Below are 11,318 nucleotides of genomic sequence, written 5' to 3'. Positions count from 1 at the left end.
ATGCCAATGTTGCCGCCGCTGGAACCAATGTGCGGGCCGTCGGACTCCGAAGCGCCTTGGGTAACGAAGATCTGGTCGATGTTTTCCGGGTCGCCCAGCAGGTTGGAATACAGCGCGTAGTTGCCCGAATCATTGATCGGCATGCCGTCCACCGACATGCCCACCTGGTCGGAGTTCATGCCGCGCATGGTGAAGCGAAAGCCCGACAAGCCGGTGTTGTCTTCGCTGGAGATGTTCAAGCCCGGGGTGTACTTGAGCTTGTCGATGGCATTGCCGGTGGCCGCCTGTTTATCCAGTGCTTCCTTGGTCACCGTGGAGCGGCCCTTGATGCTTTCCTCCGGCACCATGTAACCGCCCCCGGCGGTCGCCTTGCCTTGTACCCCAATGGTGCCGACGTCGCTGGTCTCTGCCATGACCATTCCCTGGGTCATGCTGGTCGCGGCCACAAGTGCCAGATGAATACGGGTGAACTTCATCACTGTCGTCCTGGTGTCGGGTGCTTATTGCACGCTGTAGTTGAAGGTGGCGGTGAAGCGCTGCTCATTGCGCCCCCCGAAGGCTTGCTCGGGGAACGGTTTGACTTGCTTGATGCGACGCAAGCTGTTGGTGGCTGCCCGGTTGAGCAACATGCTCGAGGCCTGAGTTTGTAACCCTGAGTCGAGTACCCGGCCTTGGCGGTCTACCAGCAACCACACCACCACTTCGCCGCTCGGGCGTTCGAGGGACGCCTGGCGCCCGGTGGGGTACTGCTTGTAGGTGTCCAGTTCGTTGCGCAAGCCTTTGAGATAACCGCTTTCCAGGGCCTGGCCATCGACTTTCGGTGGCGCCGGTGGGGCGGGTGTAGGTGCCGCTTGGGCCACCGGAGCCGGGGCTGGTTTGGCGGCCACCGGTGGCGGTGTCGGCGATGGCTTGGCGACCACGGGCGCAGGCTTGGGCACAGGTTTTGGCTTGGGCTTGGGTTCGGGTTTTGGCAGCGGCTTGGGCGGTGGCGGCGGGGGAGCAGGCTCGGCCTCTTCCTCTTCGATCACCGGCGGTGGCGGTTCTTGCTCCACCACCGGTTCCGGTATGACCTCCGGTTCCGGCTCGACCAAGGCCAATTCGACCGCCGACTCGTCATACACCGGCTCGACTTTCAACGTCTGGGACTGGATACCCAGTGCAATCAGCACCAGGGCGATCAGGGCCGGGACACTGCCCAGCAGCTGACGCGCACGAAACAGAACGTACATGATCAGGACTTACGCGTGGCGATGGACACGGAGGTGAAGCCACCCAGGCGCAGGGTGTCCATCACTTCCACCAGGCGCGAAACCTCCACGCCTTTGTCGCTGTTGACGATGATCGTCGACTTGGTATCGGGCTTTTCGGCAGCCTTCAGCGCCGGCACCAGGGCATCCACCGTCACGTCCTTGCCGTCCAGTTGCAACTGGCCTTCCAGGCCCAAAGTGAGGATGAATTTGTTCTGCGGCTTGAGCTGTTGCGAGCTGCTGGCGCTGGGCAATTGGGTCTTCATGCCGAGCGCGGGAATCACGTTCAGGCTCACCAGTACGAAAAACACCAGGAGGAACATCATCACGTCGATCATCGGGATCAGCTCGATGTGCGCCTTGCGTTTCTTGGGTTCGTCCCAGGTTCTCATTCCGTTACCCCGTCATTGAATTAGGGGCAAAACGCTAACAGCCAAAAATGACCGATTGGTTAACTTTAATTGACCGTTTAGAGGCTCTAGGACGCGTCTTTCAGAAAACTTACCGGTCAGTTTTCGGGCGTAATGAAACTGACACTCGGGGCATCCATGCTTGAGAAATTTATCTTGAGAGCCGGCCTCCATGCCTGCTGCATTGCCTCAATTGACGACCCCGCGACTGTTGTTGCGCGCCCTGCAAATGCACCAGGCGCAGGTGCTTTTCACGCTTGCCAACGGGCCGAAAATTGCCGACAACACGGCGAACATTCCAGCGCCCTACACCTTGGAAACCGCGCAGGATTTTATTGCCGGGATCGCTGACAAGTACCGCACCGGTGAGCTGCTGAATCTGGGGATGCATGTGCGCGGCACCGATGAATTGGTCGGCATGGTCAGCCTGCGTATCAATGCTCGCCATCGCTATGGGCACTTGGGTGGCTGGGTGGCGGCGCACTGCCGTAACCAGGGGTATGCGGCTGAAGCGGCGAGCGCGGTGATGGACTTCGGCTTCGAGGCGCTGGGGTTGCAGCGCGTGGGCAGCCAGTGTTTCGCGCGCAACAAGGAATCGGCGCGGGTCATGGAGAAGATCGGCCTGCGCTATGAAGGCTGCATGCGCCAGGCGTTTTTAAAGAACGGCGTGTATGAGGACATGCTCGGGTTTGCCACCGTGCGTGACGACTGGGAGCGCTGCCTGTGAGCGGCGAAGTCGACCACGGCCGGCGCCGGGTCCTCGGCGGGCTGGCGGTCGCTACGGCGTTTTCTATTCTCAGCCCGTTTGCGCGCAGTGCCGGGGTGGATTATCCGTTCCCCCTTGGCGTGGCGTCCGGCGACCCGCTGCCAGATGGCTTTGTGATCTGGACGCGTCTGGCGCCGTTGTTCAATGCGGCGGATGGCCGTGGCGGCTTGAGCCGCACGGTGCCGGTGCGTTGGCGGGTGGCCAGCGATGCGGCGATGACGCGCATTGTGAAGCAGGGCGAAGTACTGGCGACGCCGCGTTTTGCTCACGCCGTGCATGTCGAAGTGGCGGGGCTGGCGGCGGATCGGCCGTATTGGTACCAGTTTGAAGGGCTCGGCGCACAGAGCCCGGTGGGGCAGTCGCGCACGATGCCGCCGCTGCAGGCGATGGCCACGGCCCGGCTGGGGTTCGTGTCCTGCTCGCACTGGGAGCGCGGTTACTTCAGCGCCTACCGACACCTTGCCGCCGAGCAGCCGGACCTGGTGTTTTTTCTCGGTGATTATATTTACGACAGTTCCTATGCGGCGGAGTCGGGCAAGGTGTTTCGCTCTCACGGCAGTGGCAACGCACAAAGCCTGAGCGATTACCGCAACCGCTACGCGCTGTACAAGACTGATCCAGACCTGCAGGCTCTTCACGCCGCGGCCCCCAGCGTCGTGACCTGGGACGACCACGAAGTACAGAATGACTACGCCAACCGCTGGTCCCAGGACCCGAAGGTGGCGGTGGCGCAGTTTCTCAAGCAACGGGCCGCGGCGTACCAGGCGTTTTACGAACACATGCCCCTGCGTGCCAGCAGCGTGCCAAAGGGCTCGGATATGCGCATCTACCGGCGCCTGGATTACGGCCGGCTTGCGCGTTTCCATGTGCTCGACGGTCGCCAGTACCGTTCCGAGCAACCGTGCATCGCGGCCAATGGCAGCCACCAAGGGCATATTGTCACCACCCCTTGCAGCGACCTGCGTGACCCTGGCCGCACGTTGCTCGGCTGGCAGCAAGAGTCTTGGCTGGACCAGGGGTTTGCCCAGTCCAGGGCGCAGTGGAATATCATCGCCCAGGATTTGCTGGTGGCGCCGCTGATGCAGCGTGACTTGACCAACCATAAGCTTGGCCGCTGGACCGATGGTTGGGATGGCTACATGGCGAACCGCTCACGGATGCTGGCGTCGATCATGCGTAACCGGGTGAAGAACCCGGTGTTCTGGGGTGGGGATATTCATTCGTTCTGGGCCACCGACCTGCATGCCGACGCCGACAGGCCAGACTCGGCGGTGGTCGCCACCGAGTTTGTCGGCTCGTCGGTCACCTCCGACGGCCCGCCCTATGACGCGTTCATGAAGATCATGCCGCTCAACCCCCATGTGAAGTTCTTCGACAGCCGTCAGCGTGGCTATGTGTCGGTGGAGTTGGCGGCCAATAGCATGTTGACGAATTTTCGTGCGATCAGCGACCCGCGTGACCCGGCGGCGACGGTGTCGACGTTGAAGTCGTTCGTCAATGAATCGGGCCAGCCGAGCGTGGCCCTGTAGGAGCGAGCTTGCTCGCGAAAAACTCACAGGCACCGCGTGCAAGCTGACTGCTCGCGTTATCGTTAACGTTCTTCGCGAGCAAGCTCGCTCCTACAGGGCCAGGGTGTCAGCGAGGCTGTAGCGTACTGACAGCGCGCCTTTTTTCTCCGATAGCGCCAGGATCGTCACCTGGCCCAGTTCGCTCAACGCTCGAACATGCGTGCCGCCACAGGCGTAAGCCGGCAACTCACCGAAGCCGACTTCACGGGTGCCGTCTTCCAGCGTCATATGGCGGGGATAGTCGGCGGCGATCCATGTGTTGACCCACTGCTGGAGCGTCTGCGCATCCATGTCTTGCGCGGCCTGGCCACGGATAAAGGTGATCTTGCCTTCGCCCGGCCAATGGTGGGCTTTGATCGGCATCCAGCCCAGGCGTTCGCCAGCGTTGCCGATCAAATGCCCTGCCGAATGCAGACGTGTGTGCAAGGCGCGCCGCTCTGCGTCGACGCGTGCAATGACAGGTCCAGGTTCCAGAGGTTGGTCGACGTAGTGCACCACCCGTTCGGCTTCCTGCATGACTCGCAGTACCTGGCTGTCGCCGAGCCAGCCGGTGTCGAACGGCTGGCCACCGCCTTGGGGATGGAAAATCGTCGATTGCACAATCACGGCGAATTGCTCTTCGTACGGGGTGCAACTGAGCACTTCCAGCTCGGCCGTCAGGTGGTCGTGGGTAAAAAACAGGCGCTCGGTCATTATCTACATCCGCATCAGGGTTCTGTGGGCAGTATAAATAGTGCGCAGATGAGTGATAATCCGCTCAATTATCAATGGACCTGTGCGTCATGAGCATCAATCTTCCTTTGCCGTTGTTGGGTGAAATGGCGATTTTCGTCAAGGTCGTCGAAACCGGCAGCTTTTCCGAAGCGGCGCGGCAACTCAGCGTTTCACCTTCGGCGGTGAGCCGCAGTATCTCGCGCCTGGAGCACGCCCTGGCCACGCGCCTGCTGCAACGCACCACGCGCAAGCTGCGCCTGAGTGAGGGCGGCGAGGAGGTGTTCAAGCGTTGCCAGGAGATGGTCAATGCGGCGCGCTCGGTGATGGAAATCAGTGGGCAATTTACCCATGAAGCCGAGGGCCTGGTGCGGGTCAGTGTGCCCAAGGCGGTGGGGCGATTCGTGGTGCACCCGCACATGCCGGAATTCTTGCGGCGCTACCCCAAGGTTGATGTGCAATTGATTTTGGAAGATCGGCATGTGGACTTGATCGACGACAACGTCGACTTGAGCATCCGCATCACCGATAGCCCGCCGCCAGGCTTGGTCGGGCGCCAGCTGTTGCCCATCGAACATTTGCTGTGCGCGACGCCGCAGTACCTGGCCGAGCACGGTACACCGAGCCATCCCCATGATCTGCTCGGGCACAGTTGCATCTATCTGGGAGAGACACCGGGAGATTCACGCTGGAAGTTTCGCCAGGCTGGCAAGGCGGTAACGGTCGGCGTACGCGGCCGGTATGCGGCGAACCACACCGGAGTGCGGCTGGAGGCGGCCTTGCAGCATGTCGGGATTGCCAGCTTGCCGTATTTCACCGCGCGGCATGCGTTGGAAGCGGGGGAGTTGGTGCAGGTGTTGCCGGGGTGGGATTTTATTGCCTCGTACCATGGCGAGGCGTGGTTGCTGCATTCGCCCACACAGTACCTGCCGCCGAAGTTGCGGGTGTTTATCGATTATCTGGTGGAGTGCATGGCCAGGGAGCCCACGCTGCACCGACGGTAGGAACGCGGTTGCTCGTTCCCACGCTCTGCGTGGGAATGCCACCTTGGACGCTCCGCGTCCTGCCTTTATGCCTGTGCGCGGGTGACGCAGAGCGTCACAGGATAGGTTCCCACGCAGAGCGTGGGAACGAGCATAGTTGTCAGTGTTTGCTCTGGTCCTGAGGCATGGCCAGCAGTTGTTTTTCCTGGTTCCAGTCGAACGGTTCGTCGTTCTGTTCGGCTTCATAGCGACGTTCTTCCAGGGCCTGGTACAGGTCCAGTTCTTCGTCGGGCATGAAGTGCAGGCAGTCGCCGCCAAAGAACCACAGCAGGTCGCGGGGCACCAGGTGGGCGATTTGCGGGTAGCGCAGGATGACCTGGCTCATCAGGTCCTGGCCCAGGTACTGGCTTTCGATCGGGTCGATTGGCAACAGGGCGCGCAGTTCGTCGAAACGCTCCAGGAACAGCGAGTGGCTTTCCTCGGGTACCTGTTCGGCTTCGCCGACGGCAACCAGGATGCTGCGCAAGTGGTCGAGCAAGACGAGATGATCGGCAACGACGTTGGACACGAGATAAGGCCTCTAAAGCAAAAACGGGCGCGAGAGTATAAGCCTCTCGCGCCCGTTTTTATATGACCGCTCGACTCAGCGGACTTTACCCTCTGCCTGCATCAGCTCTTCCTTGCTGAAATCATCCACGTCGATCACCTTGCGTCGCGCCGCCTCGGCATCGCGCAGGGTTTGCGCCTCGGCCGGTTGCAGCACGCCGGCCTGCAAGGCCGCGTCGATGGCGTGCTCGCCGGCCACCGGCTTGACCTGGCCGCTTTTGAGCGCGCTGTGGAGTTTTTTCTGCAAGGGGTGGCTGGCACCGAGCAGGTCGTAGGCATGTTGCAGGGCGCCCACGGGATCTTCTGCCGATTGCGGGCGATAACAGCCGGCCAGCAACTCTTCCAGGGTCGGGTCGCCTTTGGCGCGGCCGATCACGGCTGCCACTTCGGCATCCAGAGCGTCGGACGGCCCGGTATGACGACGCCCGAATGGGAACACGATCACCCGCAACAGACAGCCCAGCACCTTGTTCGGGAAGTTGCTCAGCAGCTCATCCAGTGCGCGTTCCGATTCACCCAGGCTTTCTTCCATGGCCCAGGCAAACAGCGGCTCCAGGTGGTCCGGCGAGTCCAGGTCGTGGTAACGCTTGAGCGCCGCCGAGGCCAGGTACATGTGGCTCAGCACATCACCCAGGCGAGCGGACAGGCGTTCGCGGCGCTTGAGCTCGCCACCCAGCAACATCATGCTCAGGTCCGCCAGCAGGGCAAACGCAGCCGCCTGGCGGTTCAGGGCACGGAAGTAGCCCTGGCTCAACCGGTTGCCCGGGGCTTTTTCGAAGTGCCCCAAGCCCAGGTTCAGCACCAGGGTGCTGGCGGCATTGCTCACGGCAAAGCCGATGTGTTGCATCAGCAGGCCATCGAATTCCTTCAACGCCTGGTCATGGTCTTCGCGACCGGCCAGGGCCATTTCCTTGAGCACGAAGGGATGGCAACGAATCGCGCCCTGGCCGAAGATCATCAGGTTACGCGAAAGGATATTGGCGCCTTCCACGGTGATGAAGATCGGTGCGCCCTGCCAGTTGCGGCCCAGGTAGTTGTTGGGCCCCATGATGATGCCTTTGCCGCCGTGCACATCCATGGCGTGGCTGATGCACTCGCGGCCGCGCTCGGTCAGGTGGTACTTGAGGATCGCCGACAGCACCGACGGCTTCTCGCCCAGGTCCACGGCGTTGGCGGTGAGCATGCGCGCGCTGTCCATCAGCCAGGCGTTGCCACCGATGCGCGCCAGGGCTTCCTGAATGCCTTCGAAGGCCGACAGCGGTACGTTGAACTGTTCGCGCACCTGGGCATATTGCCCGGTCACCAGGCTGGTGAACTTGGCGGCGCCGGTGCCGACGGCGGGCAGCGAGATCGAACGGCCGACCGACAGGCAGTTCATCAGCATCATCCAGCCCTTGCCGAGCATTTCCTGGCCACCGATCAGGTACTCCAGCGGGATGAACACATCCTTGCCGGAGTTGGGGCCGTTCATGAAGGCGGCGCCGAGCGGCAGGTGCCGACGGCCGATTTCCACGCCAGGGGTGTCGGTAGGAATCAACGCGAGGCTGATGCCCAGGTCTTCTTCTTCGCCCAGCAGGTGGTCCGGGTCATGGGCCTTGAAGGCCAGGCCGAGCAAGGTCGCGACCGGGCCTAGGGTGATGTAGCGCTTTTCCCAGTTCAGGCGCAGGCCGAGGGTTTCCTTGCCTTCCCATTCGCCTTTGCAGATCACGCCGGTGTCGGGCATGGCGCCCGCATCGGAGCCGGCCAGCGGGCCGGTGAGGGCGAAGCACGGGATGTCGTCGCCACGGGCCAGGCGCGGCAGGTAGTGGTTGCGTTGTTCCTCGGTGCCGTAGTGCAGCAGCAGTTCGGCGGGGCCCAGGGAGTTGGGAACCATCACGGTGGAGGCCAGGTCACCGCTGCGGGTCGCGAGCTTCATGGCAACCTGGGAGTGGGCATAGGCGGAGAAGCCTTTGCCGCCGTACTCCTTGGGAATGATCAGGGCGAAGAAACCATGGGTCTTGATGTGTTCCCAGGCTTGCGGCGGCAGGTCCATGGCCTGGCCGATTTCCCAGTCGCTGACCATGGCGCAGAGTTCTTCGGTGGGGCCGTCGATGAATGCCTGCTCTTCCTCGGTCAATTGCGCCTTGGGGTAGGCCAACAATTTGTCCCAGTCGGGGCGGCCACTGAACAGTTCGCCGTCCCACCACACGGTACCGGCATCGATCGCATCGCGCTCGGTCTCGGACATCGGCGGCAGCACTTTCTGGAACCAGCTGAACAGCGGCTTGGTGAAGTATTGGCGGCGCAGGTCAGGCAGCAACAAGGGCGCGGCCACCACGGCCAGGAGCACCCAGAAGATCAGCAGCAGCCAACCCGGTGCCTGGCTCCAGGCGCCCATCGCCAGCAGGTAGACGGCGACCACGCCCAGGGCGGGCAGGGGGGCAGTACGGCGGTGTGCCAGGTAGGCAATGCCGACCACCAGCACCAGTATCCACAACAACAGCATATTCAATCCTCCGTGAACCAGGGGCGAAACCACCAGGGAGCTTAGTCGGCATCCGAACAAGCCGGGTGATCAGGGTGTAACAAGGTGTACTGGGCAACCCATCAGCCGGCGCCGGCATTTGGCCGAATCGTCGTTATCTCTCGGGCAGGCCTGGTGGTTAAACTCCAGGCTCCCCTCGGAGATCAAGCTCATGAATACGTACTTGAGTCCCAGCCGCTTCATCGATAGTGACCACCCTGTGGTGGTGGAGTTCGCCGAGAAACATCGCGGAACCCGCCCGGATTTAAGTGACCAGGCAGTCAGTCTTTACTACGCGGTGCGTGAGGCCATTCGCTACAACCCCTATACCTTCAGCCGTGACCCTAACACCTTGAACGCCAGCTTCGCCCTGGCGGCTGGCGAAAGCTACTGTGTGCCCAAAGCCACGTTGCTGGCAGCTTGCGCACGTCACTGTGGTATCCCTGCGCGCATTGGTTTGGCGGACGTACGCAACCACCTGTCCACACCGCGGCTGCTCGCCCTGCTCAAAAGTGACGTGTTCGCCATGCACGGTTATACCGAGCTTTACCTGAACGGCCGCTGGGTCAAGGCCACTCCGGCGTTCAATCAGCAACTGTGCGAAGTGTTCGACGTGCCGCCGCTGGAATTCGATGGGCTGCACGACAGCGTGTTCCACGCGTTCAATCGCCAGGGCCAGCGTTCGATGGAGTACGTGGTGGACCATGGGCAGTTTGCTGACGTGCCCGAAGCATTTTTCTTCGCGCATATCCGCCAGTGCTACCCGCACCTGTTTGGTGACGATGCGCCCACCTTGCTCGGTGATATGCAGGGCGATTTAAGCCGCGGCTGAACCGGCGTATGCTGCTGCCTTCATCAAGCCATGTTCATCAACGATAAGGCGCGGTCATGCTGAAGATCTGGGGTCGTAAAAATTCATCAAACGTCAGGAAAGCACTGTGGTGCGCCGAGGAACTCGGCCTGGACTATGAAGCAATTGATGCGGGCGGGGCTTTTGGTGTGGTCGATACCCCGCAATACCGGGCCATGAACCCCAATGGCCGGGTGCCGGTGATCGAAGATGGCGACTTTGTGCTGTGGGAATCCAACACCATCGTGCGTTACCTGTGCGCCAAGCAGGCATCGGACTTTTACCCCAGCGACTTGCAAGCCCGGGCCAACGCCGAAAAGTGGATGGACTGGACCACTTCCACGCTCGCCGATCCGTTCAAAGCGGTGTTCTGGGGCATCGTGCGCACCCCGGCTGACCAGCAAAACTGGGACAGCATCAATGCCGGGCGCCAAGCCTGTATCGACGCGCTCAAAACCGTCGAACAAGCCCTCGCCGAGCAACCCTACCTGTCCGGTCAGGCGTTCGGCATGGGCGATATTCCCTTGGGCTGCTTCATCTACGCCTGGTTCGAGATGCCCATCGAACGCCCGGCAATGCCGAATCTGGAGGCCTGGTACCAGCGTTTGCAACAGCGCCCGGCCTACCGCAAGGCGGTGATGACCGCGTTGACTTAATACACACTATTAATACGGGTGACTGTACTTGTGCGGCATGGGCACGCACCATGCTCGCACTGCATCGCAGGTTGAACTACCTGGGGTGTGCCTTCATCTATTCTTTCTATTCCCTTCTTTGGTGCGTACTTCCATATGAGTTCCGCTCTGTCCATCCGGCAGCTAACCAAAACCTACGGCAACGGTTTCCAGGCCCTGAGTGGTATCGATCTGGACGTTGCCGAAGGTGACTTCTTCGCCTTGCTCGGCCCCAACGGTGCCGGCAAATCCACCACCATCGGCATTCTCTCTACCCTGGTCAACAAGACCAGCGGCACGGTGAATATCTTCGGGCATGACCTGGACAAATCGCCGGCGGCGCTCAAGCGCTCCATTGGCGTGGTGCCCCAGGAATTCAATTTCAACCAGTTCGAAAAGACCTTCGATATTGTCGTGACCCAGGCTGGCTACTACGGCATTCCGGCGAAAGTCGCCAAGGAACGCGCCGAGCAGTACCTGACCCAACTGGGCCTTTGGGACAAGCGTGACGTGCCTTCGCGCTCGCTGTCCGGTGGCATGAAGCGCCGCCTGATGATCGCCCGCGCCCTAGTGCACGAGCCGCGCCTGTTGATCCTCGACGAACCCACCGCCGGCGTGGACATCGAACTGCGCCGCTCGATGTGGACCTTCCTCACCGAACTGAACGAGAAGGGCATCACCATCATCCTCACCACCCACTACCTGGAGGAGGCTGAGCAGTTGTGCCGCAACATCGGCATCATCGACCACGGCACCATTGTCGAGAACACCAGCATGCGCAACCTGCTGGGCCAGTTGCATGTGGAAACCTTCCTGCTCGACCTGAAGAACAATCTGTCGCTGGCCCCGCAGTTGCTCGGCTACCCGAGCCGGCTGGTGGACAGCCACACCCTGGAGGTGCAGGTGGATAAAGCCATGGGCATCACCGCGTTGTTCACCCAGTTGGCGACTCAGAACATCGAAGTGCTGAGCCTGCGTAATAAAACCAATCGCCTTGAGG

Annotated in this window: 12 protein-coding genes; 6 read left to right on the top strand and 6 right to left on the bottom strand. The window is 61.4% G+C overall.

Features of this window, described 5'->3' with window-relative positions; translation table 11 throughout:
- The 3 genes from GIW04_RS21185 to GIW04_RS21175 form a co-directional block, all read right to left on the bottom strand.
- The coding region (locus GIW04_RS21185) for a TonB-dependent receptor plug domain-containing protein (RefSeq protein ID WP_236479173.1) at positions 1–476 on the bottom strand (476 nt) is incomplete at its 3' end.
- Between the two features lie 24 nt (positions 477–500).
- Positions 501–1,229, bottom strand: coding sequence for an energy transducer TonB family protein (locus tag GIW04_RS21180; protein WP_003190100.1), 729 nt, complete (start codon positions 1,227–1,229; stop codon positions 501–503).
- Positions 1,230–1,231: 2 nt separating this feature from the next.
- Positions 1,232–1,639: an ExbD/TolR family protein gene (locus GIW04_RS21175; RefSeq protein WP_034135199.1), complete on the bottom strand. Its 408-nt coding sequence runs from the start codon at positions 1,637–1,639 to the stop codon at positions 1,232–1,234.
- Positions 1,640–1,829: 190 nt separating this feature from the next.
- Here GIW04_RS21175 and GIW04_RS21170 point away from each other — a divergent pair, with 190 nt between their 5' ends.
- Both GIW04_RS21170 and GIW04_RS21165 read left to right on the top strand, forming a co-directional pair.
- Positions 1,830–2,384 (top strand): GNAT family N-acetyltransferase, encoded by a 555-nt coding sequence (locus GIW04_RS21170; protein ID WP_120247747.1) that lies wholly within the window; start codon positions 1,830–1,832, stop codon positions 2,382–2,384.
- Entirely contained in the window at positions 2,381–3,952 is a 1,572-nt protein-coding gene (locus GIW04_RS21165) for an alkaline phosphatase D family protein (protein ID WP_120247748.1), read from the top strand. The genes GIW04_RS21170 and GIW04_RS21165 overlap by 4 nt, the downstream gene beginning before the upstream one ends.
- 90 nt (positions 3,953–4,042) lie before the next feature.
- Here the strand turns inward: GIW04_RS21165 and GIW04_RS21160 are convergent, their stop codons facing one another.
- Positions 4,043–4,684, bottom strand: coding sequence for a serine-tRNA(Ala) deacylase AlaX (locus tag GIW04_RS21160; RefSeq protein WP_044273085.1), 642 nt, complete (start codon positions 4,682–4,684; stop codon positions 4,043–4,045).
- A gap of 89 nt (positions 4,685–4,773) precedes the next feature.
- On the opposite strand from GIW04_RS21160, the gene GIW04_RS21155 reads away from it, so the two are divergent.
- Positions 4,774–5,706, top strand: a complete 933-nt coding sequence (locus GIW04_RS21155) for a LysR family transcriptional regulator (protein ID WP_120247749.1) — start codon at positions 4,774–4,776, stop codon at positions 5,704–5,706.
- A 139-nt stretch (positions 5,707–5,845) separates the two neighbouring features.
- Here GIW04_RS21155 and GIW04_RS21150 read toward each other — a convergent pair whose 3' ends face one another.
- Both GIW04_RS21150 and GIW04_RS21145 read right to left on the bottom strand, forming a co-directional pair.
- Complete coding sequence (locus tag GIW04_RS21150; protein ID WP_003190109.1) at positions 5,846–6,253, bottom strand: PA2817 family protein; 408 nt, start codon at positions 6,251–6,253, stop codon at positions 5,846–5,848.
- Between the two features lie 75 nt (positions 6,254–6,328).
- Positions 6,329–8,776, bottom strand: a complete 2,448-nt coding sequence (locus GIW04_RS21145) for an acyl-CoA dehydrogenase (RefSeq protein ID WP_034135204.1) — start codon at positions 8,774–8,776, stop codon at positions 6,329–6,331.
- 190 nt (positions 8,777–8,966) lie between these two features.
- On the opposite strand from GIW04_RS21145, the gene GIW04_RS21140 reads away from it, so the two are divergent.
- From GIW04_RS21140 to GIW04_RS21130, 3 genes are all read left to right on the top strand, one after another.
- Complete coding sequence (locus GIW04_RS21140) at positions 8,967–9,626, top strand: transglutaminase-like domain-containing protein (protein ID WP_003190111.1); 660 nt, start codon at positions 8,967–8,969, stop codon at positions 9,624–9,626.
- 56 nt (positions 9,627–9,682) lie between these two features.
- Positions 9,683–10,300, top strand: a complete 618-nt coding sequence (locus GIW04_RS21135) for a glutathione S-transferase family protein (protein ID WP_003190113.1) — start codon at positions 9,683–9,685, stop codon at positions 10,298–10,300.
- 135 nt (positions 10,301–10,435) lie between these two features.
- Positions 10,436–11,318: ABC transporter ATP-binding protein (locus tag GIW04_RS21130; RefSeq protein ID WP_236479172.1), on the top strand; the 883-nt coding region annotated here is incomplete at its 3' end.

This window comes from Pseudomonas sp. PA-4-8C, assembly GCF_021606625.1.
Taxonomy (GTDB): Bacteria; Pseudomonadota; Gammaproteobacteria; order Pseudomonadales; family Pseudomonadaceae; genus Aquipseudomonas; species Aquipseudomonas lactis.
Note: the sequence above shows the minus strand (reverse complement) of the source record. Positions and strands in the feature narration are given on the sequence as shown.